Genomic DNA, 21,851 nt, shown 5'->3' on the forward strand with positions numbered 1-21,851 from the left:
CGGCTGCCTGCCGCGGAACGCGACGGCCGGCAGAGCCCACCGACGGCGCGCGTCCGGGCCGCTCACGCCTTCGGCGCCACCTTGCTCAGGCCGTTGATGATGCGGTCCATCGCGTCGCCGCCCGTCGGGTCGGTCAGGTTGGCGAGCATCTTCAGCGTGAACTTCATGAGCACCGGGTGCGACAGACCGCGCTGCGTCGCGATCTTCATGACCTTCGGGTTGCCGATGAGCTTCACGAAGGCGCGGCCGAGCGTGTAGTAGCCGCCGTAGGTGTCCTTGAGGACCTTCGGGTAGCGGTGGAGGGCGAGTTCGCGCTGGGCGTCGGTCGCGCGGGCGTGCGCCTGCACGATGACGTCGGCCGCGATCTGGCCGGACTCCATGGCGTACGCGATGCCCTCGCCGTTGAACGGGTTCACCATGCCGCCCGCGTCGCCGACCAGGAGCAGGCCCTTGGTGTAGTGCGGCTGGCGGTTGAAGGCCATGGGCAGGGCGGCGCCGCGGATCGGCATCGTCATGTTGTCCGGGGTGTAGCCCCAGTCCTCCGGCATCGAGGCGCACCAGGCCTTCAGGACCTCGCGCCAGTCGAGCTCCTTGAAGGCGGCGGAGGAGTCGAGGATGCCGAGGCCGACGTTCGACGTGCCGTCGCCCATGCCGAAGATCCAGCCGTAGCCGGGCAGCAGCCGGTCCTGGGCGCCACGGCGGTCCCACAGCTCCAGCCAGGACTCCAGGTAGTCGTCGTCGTGGCGGGGCGAGGTGAAGTACGTGCGGACCGCGACGCCCATCGGGCGGTCCTCGCGCCGGTGCAGGCCCATCGCGAGGGACAGCCGGGTCGAGTTGCCGTCCGCCGCGACGACGAGGGGCGCGTGGAAGGTGACTTCGCGCTTCTCCTCGCCGAGCTTGGCGTTGACGCCGGTGATGCGGCCCGTGCGGTCGTCGATGATCGGGGCGCCGACGTTGCAGCGCTCGTACAGGCGCGCGCCCGCCTTCTGCGCCTGCCGGGCGAGCTGCTCGTCGAAGTCGTCGCGCTTGCGGACGAGTCCGTAGTCCGGGTAGGAGGCGAGATCCGGCCAGTCCAGCTGGAGCCGGACGCCGCCGCCGATGATCCGCAGGCCCTTGTTCCGCAGCCAGCCCGCCTCTTCGGAGATGTCGATGCCCATCGACACGAGCTGCTTGGTGGCCCGCGGGGTGAGGCCGTCGCCGCACACCTTTTCCCTGGGGAACGCGGTCTTCTCGAGAAGGAGGACGTCGAGTCCTGCCTTGGCCAGGTAGTACGCGGTCGTCGAACCGGCTGGCCCGGCCCCGACGACGATCACATCTGCGCTGTGCTCGGAGAGGGGCTCGGTCACGGCGGGTTCTCCCGAAGACTCGAAATCTGCGTGCCGCGCGGCACCGGATATGGGCAGTCTATGCAGCGGTACTGATCACCCAGCCGAAGGGCCGCCCTGTGAACCGAGCTCTGCCTGATGTACAGCTGCGGGTCCCCACCGACGAGGACGCCTTCGCCTGGCACCGCGTCTTCGACGACCCGGAGGTCATGGAGTTCCACGGCGGGGCCGCTGCCGAGCTGTCCGTGTACGAGGAGCTGACCGCCCGGCAGCGCCGGCACGACGCGGAGCGCGGCTTCTGCCTGTGGACGATGACCGACCCGGACGGCGACGTCATCGGCTTCACGGGCGCGCAGCCCTGGCCGCACGCCTGGGGTCCGGCGGGCGAGATCGAGATCGGCTGGCGGCTCGGGCGCGCGCACTGGGGCCGCGGCTACGCGACGGCCGCCGCGCAGGCGACGCTGGAACGCGTACGGGCCGCGGGTGTACGGAGCGTGGTGGCGATGGTCGACTCGCGCAACGGGCGCTCGGTGGCGGTGACGCGGCGCCTCGGCATGGAACCCGCCGAATCGTTCACCGTCCCGGGTGACGCGCGCACAGGCCTCTGCTTCAGGCTCGCCTTGTAAGCCCTGTCGCTTCCGGTCGGGGGTCCGGCGGAGCTACCCTTCCGGTACCGCTGGGGGTGAAGTCTGTGCGCATTACACCCAAGACGCCCGAAGTGCGCGTACCGAAGTTCGTCGGCCTCATGGCCGTCGACGCGCGCGAGGCCGCGGCGGCGCGCGGCGTGCAGCTGGCCGCGCCCGACCGCCCCGACTTCCATCTCACCGTGGTCGACTACGTCGTACGCCAGTACCCGCTGCCCGACACCGAGGTGCCCCGCGGCGCCGTCGTCACCGTCTGGTTCGACCTGGCGGACGGCGAGGGCCACGGCGGCTCCGGGGTGAACGAGCCCCGTATGCCAGGACCGCGCGGCGGCGGGCTGCAGCGTGAACTGGACGAACCGGGCGAGACGTACTCGGTGGTCGGCATGTAGCGCCCGGCACGCAGCGCCCGGCCGCGTCAGTTCGTCAGGCGCCAGGACTCCAGACCGGTCCGGTACGTCTTCTTCAGGTCGGCCCACACGTCCTGCTGCCCCACGAGGAAGATCGTGTACTCGGTGCCGTCCTCGGCGATGTACGACTGGTCGATGCCGTGCATCGTCCGGCCGCCCTCGTCGCGGTACGTGTACTCCCAGATCGCGCCCTGCCGCCCCTGGAAGGTGTTCCGGCGCAGGTCGATCCGCTGGTAGTCCTGCTTCTTCTTGTCCTCCTTGGCGTGCTTCTCCATGTTGAGGATGTTGTCGTACGAGGTGTAACCCGCGTTCGGGATGACGCCGATGAGGTAGTGCTCGGCGCCGGTGCTGCCCGCGTAGGTGATCTGGCTGCCGTTCTCGACGCCCTCGCGCGACCACACGTCGGGGATCACGAAGGAGAAGCCCATGGGGTCGGCGACCTTGCGGTAGCCGGACGGAACGCCGGCGTCCGGGCTCGCGTCCGGCGCGGGGTCCGTGGCCCGGTCCGGCGTCGCGCTCGGGGTGGGGCTCGGCGCCGGGGTCGGCTGCTGCGACGTGGCGGGCTGCTCGGTGCTGACGGCGGGCCTGTCGTCGCGGCCCGCCTCGTCGTCCTTGCCGCCGTGGTCCTGGAGCAGCAGCACGCCGGCCGCCACACCGCCCCCGATGACGAACGCGCCCGCGATGGTGGCGACCCAGATCCCGGCGCGGCGCGGGGACTTGGCGGGCGCGGCGGCCGGCCGCACACCGAGCTGGAAGGTGTGCGGGTCGTGGACGGGGGCGGGGGCGGCGGGGCCGGGAGTGGGCCCGGGAGGAGGCGTGGGTGTGGGCGTGGGAGGGGCGGTGGCCGTCGGCAGGGCGGCCGCGACGGCGGGGCTCGGCGGGTCGGTGGGGGCGGGCGGCTCGTTGGGGGCGGGCGGCTCGGCGGGCGCTTCCGGCATGGCAGGCACCGGCGCCGGGACACCCGGCGCGGACCCGAACGCCCCCGGCGGCACCTGCGGTTCCGGCACGATCCCCGTCCGCGCCCCCGCCATCTGCATCAGATACGGCGCGAGGAACGCCGCCGCGAACACCCACAGCAGCCCGAACAGGAGCGCCTCCGCCATGCCGAGGCCCACGCCTGCGCTGCCCGTGCCGCTGCCGCCGAGGTCGGACGCGGCCCCGGTGGCCTGCACCCCGAGGCCGCCGAGCGCGCCGAGCAGCAGGAAGAGACAGAGGAAGATCCCGGCGGAAAGGAGCTGTTCACGACGGTCGGCCGACCTGCGCGCGGCCATCACGCCCACGGTCAGCGCGCAGACGGTGCCGAGGGCCAGCGCCCCCACGACCGTCCAGGAGTTGGTGACGTCGCCGAGCTCGGAGAGGCCGAACGACTGGTGCTGGTAGCCGCCCCCGTACGACGAACTGCCGCCCGCCTCGAAGGAGATGGGCGCGCCCCAGCCGAGGCCGAGCGCCATGGCGCCGAGGTTCGGCAGCACGAGCAGGGCGAGGAGCAGCGGCGACAGGTCGGCCTGGCCCAGGTCGGACACGTCGGAGACGTCACCCAGGTCGTCGATCTGGGCGATGCCGATGAAGGCGGCGAGCGAGCAGATCACGAGGACGACGGCGAGCGCGCGCAGCGCCGTTCCGGTGGCCCGCACCAGCGCCAGCGCCCCCGGCCGGGCGGCGAGCCATTGGGCCAGGTCGTCCCGGTGCAGCATTCCGGCGGCGACGGTGAGCGAGATGAGGAGCGCCCCGAGCGCGGCGAGCACCGGCGACGACGAGATCCGCACGCCCTGGATCGAGGGCTGCGCGAACAGGCCGAGTACGAGGACGCCGACGGTCACCAACAGGGCGACGCGCAGGGCGGCTTCGAGCCCGGGCGTGCCGGGGACGGGCGTGGGGTGAGCGTCGGGGACGGCCGCTCGGGCCCGAAGGCGCGAGCGCAGGACGCGTACGCCGATCCAGAGCGCCAGGATCCACAGGGCGGTGACGGTGAGAGGGACGAGGGAGAGCGCGGCGCCGCCGCTGAGCTCCGCCCCCATGTCACCGCCCCCGGAGCCGAACGGCGAGTCCCCGCCGCCGAAGGGCGAGGAGCCTGAGGAGGCCGACACCTCGAAGCCGCCGCCGAGCGACTGGAGCAGCAACGCGAGCGAGATCCGCATGCGGTCGCCGAACCCGACGACGACGTCACTGCCCTGCCCGTACGAGGGGATGGCGAGGGCGACAGCGGCGATCACCAGGAGTCCGACGGGCCACAGCGCGGCCTGCGCCGAGCCGGCCCAGTCGCCGCGGAAGGCCCGCCCGAAGTAGGCGCCGACGGGCGAGGGCCCGCCGGGGGCGAACGCGGGCGGCGGCGGGGCGGCGGGCGGCGCGAGCGGCGGAACAGGCGGCTGACCGGGCTGACCAAAGGGTGCGGCGGGAGGTGCCGACGGGCCCTGAACATCGGGCTCGCGCTCCGGCGTTCGTTCCCGCCCGCACGTCATGCAGAAGCGGGCCTCGTCGGGAGCCTGGGCTCCGCAGTGCGGGCAGAACGACGCCATGGGAAGTGCTCCGTCATCCGGGAAAGTCGTACCGTCACCAAGGGTGACCGGCAGTCACCACGTACTCAACGGACACATCTTTCCCGGTGACCGGTTCCCCGTGACGGGTAATCGGCACAACGGGCAGGCAGCGAAAGGGACTTGACGGCCCGCCGCTCGAAGGACCGGCTATTTGACGCCCCGGTGCAGCGCCACGACGCCACCGGTCAGGTTGCGCCACGCCACGTCCGACCAGCCGGCCTTCTGGAGGCGGGCCGCGAGCGCCGGCTGGTCGGGCCAGCTGCGGATCGACTCGGCGAGGTAGACGTACGCGTCCGGGTTCGAGGACACGGCGCGGGCCACCGGAGGCAGGGCGCGCATCAGGTACTCGGTGTACACGGTGCGGAACGGCGCCCACGTCGGCTGCGAGAACTCGCAGATCACGACGCGCCCGCCGGGCTTCGTCACCCGGTACAGCTCGCGCAGCGCCGTGTCCGTGTCCTGCACGTTCCTGAGGCCGAAGGAGATGGTCACGGCGTCGAACGTGTCGTCCTTGAACGGCAGCTTCGTCGCGTCGCCCGCGGTGAACGGCATCCACGGGTGCCGCTTCTTGCCGACCTGCAGCATCCCGATCGAGAAGTCGCAGGGCACGACGTACGCGCCGGCCTGCGCGAACGGCTGCGAGGACGTCGCCGTACCGGCCGCGAGGTCGAGGACCTTCTGCGCGGGCCGCGCGTCGACGGCCTTCGCGACCTCCTTGCGCCACAGCCGGGCCTGGCCGAGCGAGAGCACGTCGTTGGTGAGGTCGTACCGGTCCGCCACGTCGTCGAACATCGAAGCGACTTCGTGCGGCTGCTTGTCCAGGGATGCGCGGGTCACGCGTCCATTGTGGCAGTACGCCCCCGGGCAGGCGTCAGCGGCGCCGGTACACCAGGCGCCCTTCGACGACCGTGGCCACACAGGTGGCCGGGCCGAGCCGGACGAGCGAGGCGCGGTCCGGCACGTCGAACACGGCGAACCTGGCCGGTCCGCCCACGGTCAGCGGCGGCAGCAGGACGAGCGGCGCCGGCGAGAAGGACACCGGCCCCGGCTGGTTCGGCGGGCGCTGCCCGAGCGCGAGCCCGGCCCTGCGCACCGCGTCCACCACCGCGCGCGAGCGCAGCTCCCCGCCCACGGCGACCGTGCCGTGGGCGAACAACTGCTGGATGCCGCGCCGCGCACTGGCCCCGACCCGGGACGGATCGGCACGGAAGATCTCCCGCGCGCGCTCCCCGACGACCGGCCGCGTGCCGAACTCGTCGGCCTCGCGCGGGTCCGGGTGGTACGTGCCTTCGAGGATCTCGGGCCCGTAGGGGTTGAGCAGGCCGGGCGTGAGGATGCCGGGCCACCGCCGCACCCGCGCCTGCGGGCGGACGGCGGCGAGGTCCTCGTACGGGCCGAGGGCGGCGACGGACGCGCCGTCGACCAGGACCGCGGCCTCGGGCGAGGCCTCGGCCACGTGAATCGTCAGCAAAAGGACCTCAGTTGGTGGAGACGAGCTTCAGCTCGGGGTGCGCCGTGCCGCCCTCGATCGCGGTGGACGAGATGTGCGACTGGACGCGGTCGTCGACCGGGTCGTTCGCCGGGTCGTCGTGCACGACGAGGTGCTCGTACGTCGTGGCGCGCTGCGCGGGGACGCGGCCCGCCTTGCGGATGAGGTCGATGATCTCCAGGCGGTTCGAGCGGTGCTTGGCACCGGCCGAGGAGACGACGTTCTCCTCCAGCATGATCGAACCGAGGTCGTCGGCGCCGTAGTGCAGCGAGAGCTGGCCGACCTCCTTGCCGGTGGTCAGCCAGGAGCCCTGGATGTGGGCCACGTTGTCGAGGAAGATCCGCGCGATGGCGATCATGCGCAGATACTCGAAGAGCGTGGCCTGCGTACGGCCCTTCAGGTGGTTGTTCTCCGGCTGGTACGTGTACGGGATGAACGCGCGGAAGCCGCCCGTGCGGTCCTGTACGTCGCGGATCATGCTCAGGTGCTCGATGCGCTCGGCGTTGGTCTCGCCGGTGCCCATCAGCATCGTGGACGTCGACTCGACGCCGAGGCGGTGGGCCGCCTCCATGATCTCCAGCCAGCGCTCGCCGGACTCCTTCAGCGGGGCGATCGCCTTGCGGGGGCGGGCCGGGAGGAGCTCGGCGCCGGCGCCCGCGAAGGAGTCGAGGCCGGCCGCGTGGATCCGCTCGATGGCCTCCTCGACGGAGACCTTGGAGATGCGGGCCATGTGCTCGACCTCGGACGCGCCGAGGGAGTGGATGACCAGCTGCGGGTACGCCTGCTTGATGGCGGAGAAGTGCTTCTCGTAGTACTCGACGCCGTAGTCCGGGTGGTGGCCGCCCTGGAACATGATCTGGGTGCCGCCGAGTTCGACGGTCTCGGCGCAGCGGCGCAGGATGTCTTCGAGGTCGCGCGTCCAGCCCTTTGCGGTGTCCTTGGGCGCGGCGTAGAAGGCGCAGAACTTGCACGCCGTCACGCAGACGTTCGTGTAGTTGATGTTCCGCTCGATGATGTACGTCGCGATGTGCTCGGTGCCGGCGTAGCGGCAGCGCCTGATGGCGTCGGCGGCCGCGCCGAGCGCGTGCAGGGGAGCGTCGCGGTAGAGGTCGAGCGCCTCTTCGGGGGTGATGCGTCCACCCGCGGCGGCACGGTCGAGGACGGTCTGAAGGTCGGCCTTCTCGGTCACCGGGCGTCCCTTTCGTTTCGTTCGTAAGGGTTGTGGACGGACGATCTCAGCGTACGCCAGGGGCCTCCCGCCACCGACGTCAGGCGGCGTAGGCGCCCATCAGGACGCCGGCCAGCGCGCCCGCGAGCAGGAACGGCCCGAACGGGATCGCCGTCCTGCGGCCGGCCCGCCGGGCGATCACGAGACCCGCGCCGTACAGCGCGGCGAACAGGAACCCGGCGAACGTGCCGATGAACAGGAGCCCCCACCCGTACCAGCCGAGCACCGCCCCCAGGCCGACCGCCAGTTTCACGTCGCCGAACCCCATCCCCTGGGGGTGGATGAGGAAGAGCACGAGGTAGCCGCCGCCGAGCGCGACCGCGCCGAGCAGCGCCGTCGGCCAGTCGCCGCCCGGTTCGGGCAGCAGCGCGGCCAGGCCGAGCAGGACGGGGGCGGCCGCGGCGAGAGGCAGAGTGAGGACGTCGGGCAGGCGCTTCACGCGGGCGTCGACCACCGCGAGGAGCACCGCGGGCGGGACGAGGAGGAGCCAGGCGCCCAGTTCGGGGCGGACGCCGGTGGCGGCGGCGAGGACGGCGCAGACGGCGGCGGTGAGCAGGACGGGCATCAGGGTGCCCGGGCCGAGCGCCCTGCCGCACTCCCCGCACCGCCCGCGCCCCAGCCATCCGCGCACACCGCCCGGCAGCGGATGCCCGTCCGGGCAACTCGCCCGCCAGGTTTCGTCCGGCTCCACGGACAGCCGGTACGCGGCCCGCGGCACGAACAGCCCGGCCACGGCACCCCAGAACGCCCCGGCCACGACCAGCAACAGATCCACCATCCCCGCCCCTTCCCCGCACCTGTCGGCGTCGTCTACCGGCCGAGCACCGCCAGCGCGAACGCGAGCCGCCGGTCGAGCCAACCGGCCTGCGGCACATACGACTTGACGCCGTCGACGTACCCCTGCGTCAGTACGGTCTCCTCGCCGGCCCGCCACGTCACCGGCTTCGCCGTGCGCGTACCGGACTGGTCGCCGCCCTCGGCGCCCAGGCTGAGCACGGAGTCGACGACGCTGCCGACGAGCGCGCCCGCGCCGCGCACCGCGCCGTCCTTGCCGCGCGTCGCGATGTCCTTCGCGCTGCCCTTGGCCCAGTGGTAGCGGGCGACGGCGTCGGGCCGGTCCGGCTGCCGCAGCCAAAGCCCGTGCTGGACGGTGCGCTTCACGGCGGGGGTGCGGTGGACGTGGCCGAGTTCGGCGCCCGCCGCGTCGGTGACCAGATGCGCGTCGCCCGCCGCCGTCACCGTGCAGACGAGCCGCTGCGCGCCCCCGGCCTCGTACAGCTCGTGGGGTCCGCCGTCATCGCCGTCCCCCACGACGTACGCCGCCGGGGCGAAGTAGCGCACGCCCGCGACGGCCGTGGGGACGCGTACGGCGAGGCGGCCCTTCACCGGCTTGCGCGGGAACGAGGCGGCCCTCTCGACGTCGGTCACCACGAACCAGCTGACGTCCTCCCACGCCACCGGCTCGACCAGCGGCCCGGCCGCACCCCTGTTTCTGCCGAATCCCATGTCCCCGCTCCCCCTCGATGTGTCCCCCGCACCGTGACACACTCCCCGGATGCCACGCCCCTCCAAGCCGCCCAAGCCTCCCAAGCCGCGCAAGGCCCGTGGTGGCAACGCCCTGTTCGGCTGTCTGATCTTTCTCGTGATCGGCGGCGGCATCGTCCTCATGGCGGTCGGCGCCTTCCTGTGGGGCGAGACCGTGTGGCGTTGGGCGGACGACGCGTGGCCCGGCGGTGTGCACGCGTTCGCGGTCGTGCTGGGGGCCGTGTTCCCGGCCCTGGTGTGGGCGTTCGCGTTCTCCGGGTTCCGCGTCAACGGCGGGGCGGGCAAGGGGCGTTCGCCACTGCACCTCGCCGCGGCCGTCCTTGAGGGGATCGCGCTGGTGCTCCTGCTGAGCCTCGTCGTCGACACCTGGCCGCCGTCGGGCCGCGGCTCGTCTAGCCCGAGCTGGGTTTTCGACCACCACCCCTGGGTCTGCGGTACGGGCCTGGCCGCGACGGTCGCCGCGACGGCGGCCCTGGTCGTGGGGTACATCCGCGTCAGCCGGCGCGCCGCATCGTAGCGACGGGGTCGCCCGCGCGCGGGTTGTCCGTCTCGTAGGTGAGACGGTCGCCCGACTTCGACTTGATCAGGCGGACTTCGTGGCGGCCGGTGGTGCACTGCCCGCCGTTCGACTTCTTGGCGATGCCCGTGGCGACGATCCGGTCCTTCTCGACCCGCTCGAGGACGAGGACGTCCTCGCAGACTGCGCCGATCGGGTCGGTCTGGTGGAACGTGCCGAACTCCTCGCCGATCCGGCCCTGTTCGACGGTGACGCGGAACGTGCCCATCGGCAGCGTGCCGCCGAGGCCGGTGCCGGGTCCTTCCCAAGTGCCCACGAAGGAGGCGGGGACGGTGCCCTTCGGGGCCGAGGCGGAGGCCGTCGCCGCGGGTGGACGGCCGCCCGCGGTGTCGCTCCCGCCCTTCGAGGAGCCGGGCAGCAGGTCGAAGAGGAACACCGAGCCGAGGGTGACGGCGGCGAGCGCGCCCGCGACACCGAGCGCGACCGTGCAGCTGATCCTCCGCCCGCGACCGCCGGCGCCCGGCACGGACGTCGCGGCCACACTGACGGAGAGCTTTCCGGCACCCGGCACCTCGGTGCGCGGCGCGGGGACGGCGTCGGCGGGGGCAGAGTCGGCGGGCGCGTGCACGGGCGGGACGACCGGTCCGTACGCGGGATCGGGCGGTCCGAACACCCCGGCGGGCGCCCCCGCCACGTCCGACGGCCGGTCGACCGACGGCTCGCTGAATCCGACCGGCCCCGAACGCTCCGCGGCACCCGCCGGCGCCGCGCCCTCCAGGTCCAGAAGCGCCACCGCGCTACGCCCCACCTGCTCCACCAGCGCGCCCGGCAGCCACCCCGCCGCCACGAGCCGGGCCGCCCCCTGCGGGGCGAGAGCGCGCGCCACTTCTTCGGGCGTGGGCCGCGCGGCCGGGTCCTTCGCCAGGCACGCGGCGGCGACGTCGCGCAGTCCCCCGCGCGCCAGGCCGAGTTCGGGCTCCTCGTGCACCACCTTGTAGAGGAGCGCGGCTGACGAGTCGCCGGGGAACGGGGAGGTGCCGGTCACCGCGTAGACGAGGACCGCGCCGAGGGAGAAGACATCGGCGGCGCCCGTGACGCCCTTGCCGAGGATCTGCTCGGGCGCCATGTATCCGGGCGACCCGATCGAGACGCCGGTGGAGGTGAGGGAGGCGGTGCCGTCGGTGGCGCGGGCGATACCGAAGTCGATCAGGCGCGGGCCGTCCACGGTGAGCAGCACGTTCGACGGCTTCACGTCGCGGTGGACGAGCCCGAGGCCGTGCACCGCCGCCAGCGCCTCGGCGAGGCCCGCACCCAGGACCCGTACGGAGTGGTCGGGCAGGGCGCGCTCCTTCACGGCCTGCGCGAGGGAGGGGCCGGCCACGTAACCGGTCGCCACCCACGGCACGGACGCCTCCGGGTCGGCGTCGAGGACCGGCGCGGTCCAGGCGCCCCCGACCCGCCGCGCGGCGTCCACCTCGCGCCGGAAGCGCGCCCGGAACTCCTCGTCGAGCGCGAAGTGCGGATGGACGACCTTCACTGCGACGGTGCGGCCTCCGGCGCTGCGCCCCAGATAGACGCGGCCCATTCCGCCGGAACCGAGCCTTCCGAGCAGCCGGTAGGGCCCGATCGTGGTCGGTTCGCCGGCTTCCAGCGACTGCATGGCCTGGCCTCCCCCTGTGCCCACGCTCCGGTCGGGCCAGGGTAGTCCTCCCCTGTCACGCCTTCCCGTAGTCGCCGCCTCGCGGAACGCATCACTCCGATATCCGCGCGCCCCGTGTATTCAAAACGTTCACCGGTGAAATTCCTGACGTTCACCGTCGATCGTCACCGAACAGCCCGTTGTTTCCGGATAGCCGGAATTGCCCCGCCCGCGAGAGGGGCGGCACGCAGAAGGCGTACGCGAATTCCCGCGGGGGAATTCCCGTACGCCTTCCGGGGACGGCGGAGCTACCGCGTCACGGCTGCAGCAGATCGACCCGGACATCGGCCGCGAAGCCGGTCGTCGGGCCCACCCGGCGGGCGAACTCCGTGACGCCCTCCAACTGCCGCGCGCCGAAGCGGAAGTCGAGCGTCGTGAAATAGCGCTCGAGGACCTGCTCGTCGAAGACCTCCCAGCGGGAGGCCTGCTCGGCGACCTTGGTGACCTCTTCCAGGGACACGTCCCGGGAGGCGAGGAACGCCTCGTGCACCTTGCGCGTGATGAGCGGCTCGCGCTCCGCATAGTCCTTGCGGGCGGCCCACACCGCGAAGACGAACGGCAGTCCCGTCCACTCCTTCCACAGGGCGCCCAGGTCGTGGACCTGGAGCCCGAGGCGCGGCGCGTCGTGGAGGTTGGCGCGCAGGGCCGCGTCCCCGATGAGCACGGCCGCGTCCGCGTCCTGCATCATCAGGCCCAGGTCCGGCGGGCACGTGTAGTAGTCGGGCTGCACGCCGAAACGGTCGGCGAGCAGCAGCTGCGCGAGGCGCACGGACGTGCGCGAGGTGGAGCCGAGCGCGACCCGCCGCCCGTCGAGCTGGTCGAGAGGTACCTGCGAGACGATCACGCAGGACATCACCGGGCCGTCGCAGCCGACCGCGAGGTCGGGGAAGGCGACGAGCTGGTCGGCGGCCTTCAGGAACTCGACGAGGGTGATGGGCGCGATGTCGAGGTCGCCCTGGACGAGGCTCTCGCTGAGCTTCTCCGGGGTGTCCTTCGTGAGCTCGAGGTCGAGGAGCGTTCCCGTCCTGGCAAGTCCCCAGTACAGGGGCATGCAGTTGAGGAACTGGATGTGGCCGACTCGTGGCCGGTTGCGCTGCGGGGTCTCGGGAGAATTGTCCACATCGCGAGGCTAGACCCCATGCGGTACGGTGCAGGATTCAGGGTCCCCGAGTCGGCCCTGTCAACCCTTTGACGCCCCGTGTCAAACCTCCGGGTGACGTGATCTTTCCCTCTATTGCATTCCGGTGCCTGCGTGCTAGGCTCGCCCGCAAGTTGCAGTTTGGTTTCCCTTGCAGTACAGAGCCTGCGGAGCATGTGACCGCGGGCTCTCGTCGTATTCAGACTTTTGCAGTTGTTCGCAAGTGCATTTGCAGGTTCTGGAGCAGGGCGACCCTTTGGCCCAAGGAGGGCTTATGGCTACCGGAACCGTGAAGTGGTTCAACGCTGAAAAGGGCTTTGGCTTCATTGCCCAGGAAGGCGGCGGCCCGGACGTCTTCGTCCACTACTCCGCGATCAACGCAAACGGCTTCCGCTCCCTCGAGGAGAACCAGGCCGTGAGCTTCGACGTCACGCAGGGTCCGAAGGGCCCGCAGGCGGAGAACGTCACCCCCATGTAAGTGGGGCGTCCCCAGGTTTGCCCTTGGGACGTCGTGACTCCGGAACGGATGCAGTACCCAAGGAGCCCCGCTCCGCCAAGTGCCCCGGCACGAGGCGGAGACGGGGCTCCTGCCTTTTTGCTCACGCGTACTGCATGACCAGGACGCACGTCGTACCCGGCTCCAGGGCGCGGCAGGTGTGCGGGACGTCGCCGGGGTACGACATGTAGTCGCCCGGGCCGAGTTCGACCGGGTCGTCCTGGGGTCCCGCGAGGACCCGGCCGGTGCCCACCACGATGTGCTCGACGGCGCCCGGCATATGGGGCTCCGAGTCGCGGGGCGCGCCGGGTTCGACCTGAAGGAAGTAGAGGTCGCGCCGGGAGCCCGGCGGGTTCGGTGAGAGCAGCGTCGCCGCGTAGTCGGCCTGCTCCGACGGGACCGCGATCCCCTCGCCCGCCCTGATGATCTGGACGACGGGGCGGGGCGCGTCGAGCAGCAGACTCGGCGGCACATCGAGCGCGACGCTCAGCGCCCAGAGGGTCTCCAGACTCGGGTTCCCGCTCGCCGACTCCAGTTGCGAGAGCGTGGACTTGGCGATCCCCGCGCGCTTGGCCAGCTCGGACAGGGAGATCCCGGCCCGGCCGCGCTCCCGGCGCAGGGCCGCGGCGATCCGGTCGAGGGGGAGGCGGGGGGTCTGGCCGGCCATGCTGCTCCTACTCACCGTTCGTTCGCTGTGGCGGACCAACTCGTTCGCCTTGACGAACAGACGGCCCTGTGCCCATTCTACGAGTATGCGTTCGCCACACCGAACAGATGGCCCCCTTGAACGAACGGCCGAGGACCGGCCCGTGCTCTCGGACCCCGCCGCCGCTCCCGCCCACACCGACCGGGGGCTCCTGCGCGACATCGCGCTCGTCTGCCTCGCCGACGCCGTCGTGGGGGTCTCCTTCGGCGCGATCGCGGTCACCGGCGGGCTGCCCGTCTGGGTTCCCGTACTGATGTCGCTGATCGTCTTCGCCGGGTCGGCGCAGTTCAGCACCGTCGCCGTACTCGCGGCGGGTGGCGGTCCCGTGGCAGCCGCGGCGACCGGGCTGCTGCTCAACACCCGCACGGCGGCGTTCAGTCTGGCCGTCGCCGACGCGCTCGGCCGGTCCTGGCCCGCGCGTCTCGTCGGCGCACACCTCGTCACCGACGAGACGGCGGCGTTCGTCCTCGCCCAGCGGGATCCCCGGCGGCCCAGGGCGGCGTTCTGGATATCGGGCCTCGGGCTCTTCGCGGCCTGGAACCTCAGCGTGCTCGCCGGGGCGCTCGCGGGCTCCACGCTCGGGGACACGGCCAGGTTCGGTCTGGACGCGGCGTTCCCGGCGGTGCTCCTAGCCCTCGTGCTGCCCGCGCTGCGCGGCGGGGCCGGGGTGCGGCGGGCCGCGGCGGCCGGTGCGGTGATCGCGGTCGCCGCGACGCCGGTGCTGCCCGCGGGGATACCGGTCCTGCTGGCGCTGACGGGCCTGCTCGTGGCCCGCACGCCCCGCCGGAGAACCCCGTCCCGTACGACCGGCCGGGGATCCCCCTCCCGTACGACCGGCCCGGAAGCCCCTACCCGTACGACCTCCCCGGGAGCCTCCTCGTGAACGCCACGCTCGTCGCCGTCCTCGTCCTGGCCGCCGGGACCTATGCCTTCCGGCTCGCCGGGCCCCTGCTGCACGGGCGGGTCGAACTGCCCGCGCGGGTGCAGGAGTCGCTGACCGTCGGGGCGACCGTGCTGCTGGTGGCGCTGCTCGCGACGGGGGCGCTGACCGAGGGACACGGGTTCGCCGGGTGGGCCCGGCCCGCCGGGGTGCTGGCCGGCGGGCTGCTCGCGTGGCGGAAGGCGCCCTTCGCCGTCGTCGTGGTGGTGGCCGCCGCGACGACGGGCCTCCTGCGGCTCGCGGGCGTGTCGTAACGACCCCTGCATGTACGGGAATCCGCTCCCGATCGGGCGAGTAACGCCTCTGAATCGCTCCCGGACGGGCCGATTCGACAACGTACGGACGGATAGCGGACCCGACCGGTCGCGCGGGCCGGCCTCGTGGGAACCGCCGCTACTCTGATCGGCCCGCGTCACCGACCGGACCCGGCGCAGAGGACAGGCGTACCGATTTCTGCGCCCGCGCCGATGCCGGGGACCGCCCGCCCGGCACATGCCGGCCGCATCCGGCCGGAACGCAAGCCGACGCAGCACGACGGAGGCACCAGAACATGCCGGAGCTCCTGCACACCCGGGCCGCGGCACTCGTCGGCAGGGGTGGCGCCGCGGCCGCGCTCGAAGGGCTGCTGCGCGCGGAGCGCCTGGTGACGATCGCCGGGCCGGGCGGCGTCGGCAAGAGCGCGCTCGCCGCCGAAGTCGTACGGCGCATGCGCCGCGAACCCTGGTCCGCGAAGGGCACCGCCGACCTGGCCACGCTCGACATCCCCGGGCTCGTGCCGCACGCGCTCGCCCGCGCCCTGCGCCTCGACGGCGATCCCGCGGTGCTTCCGCTCCCGGCGCTGGCCGCCGCGATCGGGCGGCGCCCGGTGCTTCTCGTCGTCGACACCTGCGAGCGGCAGGCCTCGGAGTGCGCCGCCACGCTGCTGCACCTCGTACAGGCGTGCCCGGAGCTGCGCGTCCTCGCCACCAGCAGGGTCCCGCTGGACACTCCGGTCACGTTCCCGCTGCCCCTGCTCGCCCCCGACGTCGCGGCCCGCCTGCTCAGGACGGCCGCGCGGGCGCTCGGCGCGCCGCGGGACCCGGACCCCGAGCCGGCCCGCCGCATCTGCGCGGCGCTCGGCGGTCTGCCGCTCGCCCTGCGCATCGCTGCGGGCCAGCTGACGGGCCACGACGCCGACGATCTGCTGTCGCTGATCGGCCGCCCCGAGCGCCTGCTCGACCTGCCCGCCCCGATGCCCGGACTGCCGCACCGGCTGCGCACGCTGCGCGCCTCGCTGCGCTGGAGCCAGCGGCTCTGCCCGCCCGGCGAGCGGCTGCTGTGGGCGCGGGCCTCCGTCTTCACGGGACCCTTCACCCTGTCCGACACGGTGACGGTGTGCGCGGACGACCGGCTGCCGCCCGACGAACTCGCCCGCGCCTTCGAGGGGCTCGCGGCCCACTGCCTGATCACACCCGAACTGTCGGGCCCCGGCGCCTTCCGCATGACGGCGGCCACGCGCGCGTACGGCAAGCATCTGCTGGAACGGCTCGGCGAGGACGCCGAGTTCCGGCGGCGCTGCCTGGCGCACTGCCTGCACAACGCCCCCGCCTTGCCGTCCTAGCCCTTCTTCCTGGGCAGGGCCCAGGCCGCCAGCGCCGCCGTCACGCACAGGAGCCCGCCCGCGACGACCAGGCTCGTACGCATGCCCCCGAGGGAGAAGCCGTCGCTCGCGCCGCCCGCGATGAGGGAGCCGAAGAGGGCGACGGCGAGGGCGCCGCCGGTCTGGCGGAACGCGTTCAGGAGGCCGGAGGCGGTGCCCGCGCGGGCCGCCGGGACGCTGTCCATGAGCAGGGCGGTGAGCGCGGGGACCGCGAACGCGCCGCCCATGCCCGTCGGGACGAGCAGCAGAAGGATCAGCCAGACCGGGGTGTCCGCGGCCAGCGGCAGAAGGCAGAACATGCCGAGGGCGAGGACGGCCTGTCCGGTCACGATGACGGGACGGCGGCCGAAGCGTTCGGCCATCGGCGGGGAGATCAGGTTGGTCGACGTGATGATCGCCGCCAGCGGTACGAACATGAGGCCGGCCTCGGTGCCGGACATGCCGCGCAGCTGCTGGTAGTAGAGGCCGAGCAGGAAGATCGCGCCGTAGAAGGCCACGTTGACCGCGAAGCCGATGGCGAGGGACACACTCACGTCGCGCCGCCGCAGCAGGGGCAGCGGGACCATGGGCGCGCGGTGGCGCTTCTCGGCGGCGAGGAAGGCGAGCGCCCCGGCGACGGCCACGGCGAGTGCCGCGAGGACCGACGGAGCGGTCCAGCCGGCGTGGCCGCCCTCAATGACCGCGAAGGCGAGCCCGGCGAGCGCGAGGACCGCGGTGACCTGACCGGCCAGGTCGAGCGGGGCGGGACGGCGCGGGGAGCGCGGGACGCGGACGAGGAGGGCCAGGATCAGGGCGCCCACGGGCAGGTTCAGGAAGAAGACGGCGCGCCAGCCGGCGGCCTCGGTGAGTATGCCGCCGAGGACCGGGCCTACGGCCATGGCGACCGAACCGCCCACTGTCCACAGCGCGATGGCCCGAGCGCGGTGCCGCGCGTCGTCGTAGGCCTGGCGGATCAGCGCGAGCGAGGCCGGCATCACGACGGCAGCGGCGCCGCCCTGGACGACACGGGCCGCGACGAGCGTGCCGATGCCGGGCGCGAGGGCGCAGGCGAGCGAGGCCAGGGTGAACAGTCCGACGCCCCAGGCGTAGGCCCGCCGCGCACCGGCCCGGTCGGCGAGCGCACCGGCGGAGAGCATGAGCGCGGCGAACATCAGGGTGTACGCGTCGACGATCCACTGAAGTCCGGTGATGCCGCCGTGCAGCGACGTACGGATGGCGGGCAGGGCGATGTTCACGGCGGACACGTCGATGGAGATGACGGTGAAGCCGAGGAGCGCGGCGACGAGGGCGTAGCCGGACGCCTGTACGGGTGCCCGCGCACCGGTCGCCGGGCTGGGGGCACGGGTCGGGTTCCGCTGGTCGGGGCGGGTGGCGGCGGACGGCATGGTCGGGGCTCCTCGGGTGGAGAAACGGGTGGGCGACGTGGTCCGTCGTTCCTCCCCGGTAAGGCTTCGTGCGGGCGGCTCCGGCGACCGCGTCCGCGGCCCGGTGTCGTGCACCCCCTGGGTCCGCGGTGGCCGGGCCGCCCGCAACGGGACCAACTCTGCGCGGAGTTGCCCCGAGGTGGCAGGGCGCCGTTCACCGGGGCGCGCTGTTCCTGGTCCTGACACGGCCCCCCACAGACGTCGCCGAGCAGGGAGAATGGGGGTATGGCTGGTGGAGCGACGCAGGACGGCACGGAACTGGGCAGGTACCTCAAGGCGCGGCGCGCGCTCGTGAGCCCGGCGGACGCGGGGCTGCCCGCGGGCGCGGGGATCCGGCGGACGCCCGGCCTGCGCCGCGAGGAGCTGGCGACGCTCTCCGGCGTCAGCGTCGACTACTACACGCGGCTGGAGCGCGGCCGCGAGACGAACCCCTCCACGGCCGTGATCGACGCCATCAGCCGAGCCCTGCGGCTGTGCGGCGACGCGCACGAGCGCCTCCACGACCTGGCCGAGCTGGCTTCGGGCCGCCTCACCGAGCCCCATCCCACGACCGACCGCACGGTGCGCGACTCGGTCCTGCGGGTCCTGGAGGCGCTGAGCCCGCTGCCCGCGTACGTGGTGAGCCGGCACAACTACGTGCTGGCGGCGAACCCGGCGGGCCGCCGCCTCCTGCCCGGCCTGTGGGACTGGCCGGACGAGGAGCGCAACATCACGCGGTATCTGTTCCTGCACCCCGTGGGCCGCAAGCTCTACGTCCCCTGGGAGGAGACGGTCGCGCAGTCGGTGGCGCACCTGCGCGCGGTGGGCGGCAAGGACCCGAACTCGCCGGAGCTGGCCGCCCTCGTCGGTGAACTCGTCCTGAAGTCACCGGATTTCGCGAGGCTCTGGGACCGTTACGAGGTTCTGGAGCGCGGCGGCGGCACCAAGACGTTCGCGCACCCCAAGGTCGGCGCGATGACCCTCACGTTCGAGGTCATGCAGCTGGCGCGCACGGGCGGGCAGCGCCTCGTCACCTATCAGGCCGAGCCCGGCAGCCCGGACGAGGCGGCGATGCTGCGCCTGGACCCGGCGGCCCGCCCGGACCGCCGGGAGTCCTGAACTCCCTTACGCCTCAGTCCCGTTCGAGTGTCCCCGCGCGCCGGGCGCGCAGGGCGTTCCGTCTCGACCAATTCCTGACTGTTAAGTAACCTTACTCGGAAGTAAATTACCGACCGAGCAGGGAGCCGGACCATGGCCGACCGCTATCTGAACTTCACCGGTACGGCCCCGGGCCGCTTCCTGACCCGTCGCCTAGGCCTCCCCCAGCCCGCACAGCTGCACCGCTGGACGCCCGAACGGCCCTCGCTGGAGGGCCCGTTGCTCCATCTCACGGCCGGCGAATCCGTGCACACGGCGGAGCTCGCGGGGCTGCTTGCGCGCACCGGCCTCGAGGTGCGGTCGGCGGCCGAGCGCCCCGCCGCGATCGTCCTCGACGCCACGGCGGTCACGGACATTCCCACGCTCGCCGAGGTGCACGCGGCCCTGCACCCGGTCGCGCGCTCGGTCGCGTCCAGTGGCCGGATCGTGGTGCTCGGCGCCCCGCTCTCCCGCGACGACCACCACCAGGCCGCCGCCCAGCAGGCACTCGAAGGGTTCGTGCGCTCCCTCGGCAAGGAGACCGGCCGCGGCCGCACCGTCACCCTCGTACGTGTCGAAGGGCCCGTGGCAGCTGCCGGGTCGACGCTGCGTTTCCTCCTGTCGCCCAAGTCCGCGTACGTCAGCGGCCAGGTGATCGAGGTCGCTGCCGGCGACACCACCGCGCCTGCCGACCCGGCGCGCCCCCTGGCCGGCCGCACGGCCCTGATCACCGGCGCCGCGCGCGGCATCGGCGAGGCGGTGGCGGAGGTCCTCGCGCGGGACGGGGCCCGCCTGATCCTCCTGGACGTACCGTCCGCGCGGGCGGACCTCGATGCAGTGGCCGCCCGCCTCGACGCGACCGCGCTGCCCCTCGACATCACGTCCCCCGACGCGGCCGAGCGGATCACGGACGCCGTCCCCGCCCTGGACACCCTCGTCCACAACGCGGGCATCACCCGGGACCGCACCCTGGCCAAGATGCCCGCCGACCGCTGGGCCACGGTCCTCGACGTGAACCTGGCGAGCGTCCTGACCACCACGGACGCGCTGCTCAAGTCCGGCACGCTCAGCCGCGGCGGCCGCATCGTCGCCACCGCGTCCATCGCCGGTCTCGCGGGCAACGCGGGCCAGACGAACTACGCGGCGAGCAAGGCGGGCATCGCCGGACTGACCCGGGCCTTCGCCCCCAAGGCACTCGCCGAACACGGCGTCACGGTCAACGCGGTGGCACCCGGCTTCATCGAGACGAAGATGACGGCCGCGGTCCCGCTGTTCATCCGCGAGGCGGGCCGCCGCATGAACTCGCTCGGGCAGGGCGGGCTGCCGGTGGACGTGGCGGAGACGACGGCGTGGTTCGCGCACCCCGCCTCCGGCGCCGTCAACGGCCAGGTCGTCCGGGTCTGCGGCCAGAGCCTGCTCGGGGCGTGACGACCATGACGACCGTCACGCTCACCGCCGCCCCGTCCCTGCCGCCCCTCCTCGCCCGCGGCGCCCTCCTCTCCCCCCTCAAGCGCCCGCGCCCCGGCGCCGAGGCCCCCGCGACCCGCCTGGTCCTGCCCGCCGCACGCGCCGACCGCACCCGCCTGGCCGCGTACCGCCAGGTGTGCGGCTTCGACGGGGACTCCGCCGCGCTCCCGGTCACGTACCCGCATGTGCTCGGCTTCCCCCTGGCGATGCGGATCATGGCGGGACGGCGCTTCCCGCTCCCCCTGCTCGGCCTCGTCCACACCTCCATCACCATCACCCAGGGGCACGACCTGCCGGTCGACAGGGCGTACGAACTCTCCGTACACGTCAAGGAGTTGGCGCCCCACCGGCGCGGCACCGAGGCCACCGTCGTCACCGAGCTGCGGGCGGGCGACACGCGCGCGTGGACCTCGACCAGCACCTACCTGGCGCGCCACCGCACCGACGCACCCCCCAGGGACGACGCGGCGGGCGAGGAGCGTCCCGAGCCGCTGCCCGCAGTGGCCGAGTGGAAACTGCCCGGCGACCTGGGCCGCCGCTACGGCGCCGCGTCCGGCGACCGCAACCCCATCCATCTGCACCCGCTCACGGCCCGCCTCTTCGGCTTCCCGCGTGCCATCGCGCACGGCATGTGGACCGTCGCCCGCTGCCTCGCCGAACACGGCGCGGAGGGCGAGGTGCAGGTGCGCGCCGCGTTCAAGGCACCCGTACTCCTGCCGGCGAGCGTGACGTACGCGTCCCGGGGGCCCGCCTTCGAGCTCCGCTCGGCGACGCGCACCCATGTCACGGGCGAGGTGCTACGCGCCGGGGGCGGGTGACCAGCGCCGGCCCTCCGTCAGGTTCCCGAGGCCCGACCAGGCGAAGTTCATCAGCGTGGCCGCGGCCTCCTTGGCCGTGACCGACGGGTCCGTGTTGGCCCAGCCGGCCAGCGACTCCGCGGCCCCGACCAGCGCCTGCGCGAGCCCGGCGACCTCGCGGTCGGGCAGCGCGGGATCGCCGTGCGCCTCCCTGGCCGCCGCCGCGAGCAGCCCGGTCACGAACGCGACGATCTCCTCCCGCACGGCCGTGACCTCGACGACGAACGGCTCGCCTCCCGTCCGCGCGTGGCTGTGCAGGACGGCCCAGCCGTCGGGGTTCTGGGCCGTGTGCGTGAAGAACGCCCGGAGCCCGTCCCACAGCTGCCGATCGGCGTCCCCGCCGCCGGAGACACCCGCGCGTACCGCCGCGATCAGGGCCGCCGACTCGCGCTGGATGCACGCCGAGAAGAGCTCTTCCTTGGAGTTCAGATACAGGTAGACCAGCGGTTTCGACACCCCGGCGAACTCCGCGATCTCGTCCATCGACGCGGCCCGGTACCCACGCTCCCCGAACACCCGCACCGCCGCGTCGAGCATCTGACGCTCCCGCACGGCCCGCGGCATCCGCTTCGCCCTCACTTCGCCCACCCCGGCCCCCGCCTCTCTCCACACCGCGTCCGCCCGCAAGCGTAGCCACCACAACGCACACACCCCGCACCACGACCGGAGGGAACCGG

General features: G+C 73.2%; 22 protein-coding genes. 10 read left to right on the top strand and 12 right to left on the bottom strand.

Translation table 11 applies throughout. The annotated features are described in order from the left end of the window. Nucleotides 1–62: 62 nt before the first annotated feature. A complete protein-coding gene (locus OG698_RS21670; protein WP_399971023.1) occupies nucleotides 63–1,346 on the bottom strand; it encodes a geranylgeranyl reductase family protein in 1,284 nt (427 codons plus the stop codon). Nucleotides 1,347–1,444: 98 nt separating this feature from the next. On the opposite strand from OG698_RS21670, the gene OG698_RS21675 reads away from it, so the two are divergent. Both OG698_RS21675 and OG698_RS21680 read left to right on the top strand, forming a co-directional pair. After that, a complete protein-coding gene (locus tag OG698_RS21675; protein WP_406104807.1) occupies nucleotides 1,445–1,951 on the top strand; it encodes a GNAT family N-acetyltransferase in 507 nt (168 codons plus the stop codon). Between the two features lie 65 nt (nucleotides 1,952–2,016). After that, nucleotides 2,017–2,358: a PASTA domain-containing protein gene (locus OG698_RS21680; protein WP_406104809.1), complete on the top strand. Its 342-nt coding sequence runs from the start codon at nucleotides 2,017–2,019 to the stop codon at nucleotides 2,356–2,358. 26 nt (nucleotides 2,359–2,384) lie between these two features. Here the strand turns inward: OG698_RS21680 and OG698_RS21685 are convergent, their stop codons facing one another. The 6 genes from OG698_RS21685 to OG698_RS21710 all read right to left on the bottom strand — a co-directional run bounded on the left by OG698_RS21685 (nucleotide 2,385) and on the right by OG698_RS21710 (nucleotide 9,136). Then, entirely contained in the window at nucleotides 2,385–4,892 is a 2,508-nt protein-coding gene (locus tag OG698_RS21685; RefSeq protein WP_406104810.1) for a zinc-ribbon domain-containing protein, read from the bottom strand. A 168-nt stretch (nucleotides 4,893–5,060) separates the two neighbouring features. Further along, complete coding sequence (locus tag OG698_RS21690; RefSeq protein ID WP_266673174.1) at nucleotides 5,061–5,750, bottom strand: demethylmenaquinone methyltransferase; 690 nt, start codon at nucleotides 5,748–5,750, stop codon at nucleotides 5,061–5,063. Nucleotides 5,751–5,784: 34 nt separating this feature from the next. Next, nucleotides 5,785–6,384, bottom strand: coding sequence for a hypothetical protein (locus OG698_RS21695; RefSeq protein WP_406104812.1), 600 nt, complete (start codon nucleotides 6,382–6,384; stop codon nucleotides 5,785–5,787). Between the two features lie 7 nt (nucleotides 6,385–6,391). Beyond that, the gene (mqnC, locus tag OG698_RS21700) at nucleotides 6,392–7,591 is read right to left on the bottom strand and encodes a cyclic dehypoxanthinyl futalosine synthase (protein ID WP_406104814.1); all 1,200 of its coding nucleotides are present in this window, start codon (nucleotides 7,589–7,591) and stop codon (nucleotides 6,392–6,394) included. A 79-nt stretch (nucleotides 7,592–7,670) separates the two neighbouring features. After that, a complete protein-coding gene (locus OG698_RS21705; RefSeq protein WP_406104816.1) occupies nucleotides 7,671–8,408 on the bottom strand; it encodes a prepilin peptidase in 738 nt (245 codons plus the stop codon). A gap of 32 nt (nucleotides 8,409–8,440) precedes the next feature. Continuing rightward, nucleotides 8,441–9,136: a hypothetical protein gene (locus OG698_RS21710; protein ID WP_406104818.1), complete on the bottom strand. Its 696-nt coding sequence runs from the start codon at nucleotides 9,134–9,136 to the stop codon at nucleotides 8,441–8,443. 49 nt (nucleotides 9,137–9,185) lie between these two features. Here OG698_RS21710 and OG698_RS21715 point away from each other — a divergent pair, with 49 nt between their 5' ends. Continuing rightward, a complete protein-coding gene (locus OG698_RS21715; protein ID WP_406104819.1) occupies nucleotides 9,186–9,692 on the top strand; it encodes a hypothetical protein in 507 nt (168 codons plus the stop codon). On the opposite strand, the gene OG698_RS21720 is transcribed toward OG698_RS21715, so the two are convergent. Next, nucleotides 9,670–11,352 carry a protein kinase domain-containing protein gene (locus OG698_RS21720; RefSeq protein ID WP_406104821.1) on the bottom strand — a complete coding sequence of 561 codons (1,683 nt, stop codon included), beginning with the start codon at nucleotides 11,350–11,352 and terminating at the stop codon, nucleotides 9,670–9,672. The genes OG698_RS21715 and OG698_RS21720 overlap by 23 nt on opposite strands. Nucleotides 11,353–11,647: 295 nt before the next feature. Then, on the bottom strand, nucleotides 11,648–12,511 hold the full coding sequence (locus OG698_RS21725; protein ID WP_100598013.1) for a menaquinone biosynthetic enzyme MqnA/MqnD family protein: 864 nt from the start codon (nucleotides 12,509–12,511) through the stop codon (nucleotides 11,648–11,650). A gap of 292 nt (nucleotides 12,512–12,803) precedes the next feature. Here OG698_RS21725 and OG698_RS21730 point away from each other — a divergent pair, with 292 nt between their 5' ends. Next, nucleotides 12,804–13,007, top strand: a complete 204-nt coding sequence (locus tag OG698_RS21730) for a cold-shock protein (protein WP_006138897.1) — start codon at nucleotides 12,804–12,806, stop codon at nucleotides 13,005–13,007. A gap of 121 nt (nucleotides 13,008–13,128) precedes the next feature. Here OG698_RS21730 and OG698_RS21735 read toward each other — a convergent pair whose 3' ends face one another. Next, nucleotides 13,129–13,692, bottom strand: coding sequence for a helix-turn-helix domain-containing protein (locus OG698_RS21735; protein ID WP_406104824.1), 564 nt, complete (start codon nucleotides 13,690–13,692; stop codon nucleotides 13,129–13,131). An 85-nt stretch (nucleotides 13,693–13,777) separates the two neighbouring features. On the opposite strand from OG698_RS21735, the gene OG698_RS21740 reads away from it, so the two are divergent. The 3 genes from OG698_RS21740 to OG698_RS21750 all read left to right on the top strand — a co-directional run bounded on the left by OG698_RS21740 (nucleotide 13,778) and on the right by OG698_RS21750 (nucleotide 16,271). Next, nucleotides 13,778–14,614, top strand: coding sequence for an AzlC family ABC transporter permease (locus OG698_RS21740; RefSeq protein ID WP_406104826.1), 837 nt, complete (start codon nucleotides 13,778–13,780; stop codon nucleotides 14,612–14,614). Next, the gene (locus tag OG698_RS21745) at nucleotides 14,611–14,925 is read left to right on the top strand and encodes an AzlD domain-containing protein (RefSeq protein WP_399971011.1); all 315 of its coding nucleotides are present in this window, start codon (nucleotides 14,611–14,613) and stop codon (nucleotides 14,923–14,925) included. The genes OG698_RS21740 and OG698_RS21745 overlap by 4 nt, the downstream gene beginning before the upstream one ends. Nucleotides 14,926–15,221: 296 nt before the next feature. Continuing rightward, nucleotides 15,222–16,271 carry an ATP-binding protein gene (locus OG698_RS21750; RefSeq protein ID WP_406104828.1) on the top strand — a complete coding sequence of 350 codons (1,050 nt, stop codon included), beginning with the start codon at nucleotides 15,222–15,224 and terminating at the stop codon, nucleotides 16,269–16,271. Here OG698_RS21750 and OG698_RS21755 read toward each other — a convergent pair. After that, nucleotides 16,268–17,695, bottom strand: a complete 1,428-nt coding sequence (locus OG698_RS21755) for an MFS transporter (protein ID WP_406104830.1) — start codon at nucleotides 17,693–17,695, stop codon at nucleotides 16,268–16,270. The genes OG698_RS21750 and OG698_RS21755 overlap by 4 nt on opposite strands. A 264-nt stretch (nucleotides 17,696–17,959) precedes the next feature. Between OG698_RS21755 and OG698_RS21760 the strand changes: the two genes are divergently transcribed. The 3 genes from OG698_RS21760 to OG698_RS21770 all read left to right on the top strand — a co-directional run bounded on the left by OG698_RS21760 (nucleotide 17,960) and on the right by OG698_RS21770 (nucleotide 21,135). After that, nucleotides 17,960–18,832 (top strand): helix-turn-helix domain-containing protein, encoded by an 873-nt coding sequence (locus tag OG698_RS21760; RefSeq protein ID WP_406104832.1) that lies wholly within the window; start codon nucleotides 17,960–17,962, stop codon nucleotides 18,830–18,832. 132 nt (nucleotides 18,833–18,964) lie between these two features. Further along, nucleotides 18,965–20,278 carry a 3-oxoacyl-ACP reductase gene (locus tag OG698_RS21765; RefSeq protein ID WP_406104834.1) on the top strand — a complete coding sequence of 438 codons (1,314 nt, stop codon included), beginning with the start codon at nucleotides 18,965–18,967 and terminating at the stop codon, nucleotides 20,276–20,278. Nucleotides 20,279–20,283: 5 nt separating this feature from the next. Then, nucleotides 20,284–21,135 carry a MaoC family dehydratase gene (locus OG698_RS21770; protein WP_406111208.1) on the top strand — a complete coding sequence of 284 codons (852 nt, stop codon included), beginning with the start codon at nucleotides 20,284–20,286 and terminating at the stop codon, nucleotides 21,133–21,135. On the opposite strand, the gene OG698_RS21775 is transcribed toward OG698_RS21770, so the two are convergent. Then, complete coding sequence (locus OG698_RS21775) at nucleotides 21,115–21,762, bottom strand: TetR/AcrR family transcriptional regulator (RefSeq protein ID WP_406104836.1); 648 nt, start codon at nucleotides 21,760–21,762, stop codon at nucleotides 21,115–21,117. The genes OG698_RS21770 and OG698_RS21775 overlap by 21 nt on opposite strands. Nucleotides 21,763–21,851 lie beyond the last annotated feature (89 nt).

It is taken from the genome of Streptomyces sp. NBC_01003 (assembly GCF_045162695.1).
Taxonomy (GTDB): Bacteria; Actinomycetota; Actinomycetes; order Streptomycetales; family Streptomycetaceae; genus Streptomyces.

Coding starts and splice junctions, on each gene's coding strand:
- OG698_RS21685 (WP_406104810.1), bottom strand. CDS start 4,892: ATGGCGTCGTTCTGCCCGCACTGCGGAGCCCAGGCTCCCGACGAGGCC.
- OG698_RS21705 (WP_406104816.1), bottom strand. CDS start 8,408: ATGGTGGATCTGTTGCTGGTCGTGGCCGGGGCGTTCTGGGGTGCCGTG.
- OG698_RS21710 (WP_406104818.1), bottom strand. CDS start 9,136: ATGGGATTCGGCAGAAACAGGGGTGCGGCCGGGCCGCTGGTCGAGCCG.
- OG698_RS21715 (WP_406104819.1), top strand. CDS start 9,186: ATGCCACGCCCCTCCAAGCCGCCCAAGCCTCCCAAGCCGCGCAAGGCC.
- OG698_RS21720 (WP_406104821.1), bottom strand. CDS start 11,352: ATGCAGTCGCTGGAAGCCGGCGAACCGACCACGATCGGGCCCTACCGG.
- OG698_RS21730 (WP_006138897.1), top strand. CDS start 12,804: ATGGCTACCGGAACCGTGAAGTGGTTCAACGCTGAAAAGGGCTTTGGC.
- OG698_RS21735 (WP_406104824.1), bottom strand. CDS start 13,692: ATGGCCGGCCAGACCCCCCGCCTCCCCCTCGACCGGATCGCCGCGGCC.
- OG698_RS21740 (WP_406104826.1), top strand. CDS start 13,778: ATGCGTTCGCCACACCGAACAGATGGCCCCCTTGAACGAACGGCCGAG.
- OG698_RS21750 (WP_406104828.1), top strand. CDS start 15,222: ATGCCGGAGCTCCTGCACACCCGGGCCGCGGCACTCGTCGGCAGGGGT.
- OG698_RS21755 (WP_406104830.1), bottom strand. CDS start 17,695: ATGCCGTCCGCCGCCACCCGCCCCGACCAGCGGAACCCGACCCGTGCC.
- OG698_RS21760 (WP_406104832.1), top strand. CDS start 17,960: ATGGCTGGTGGAGCGACGCAGGACGGCACGGAACTGGGCAGGTACCTC.
- OG698_RS21765 (WP_406104834.1), top strand. CDS start 18,965: ATGGCCGACCGCTATCTGAACTTCACCGGTACGGCCCCGGGCCGCTTC.
- OG698_RS21770 (WP_406111208.1), top strand. CDS start 20,284: ATGACGACCGTCACGCTCACCGCCGCCCCGTCCCTGCCGCCCCTCCTC.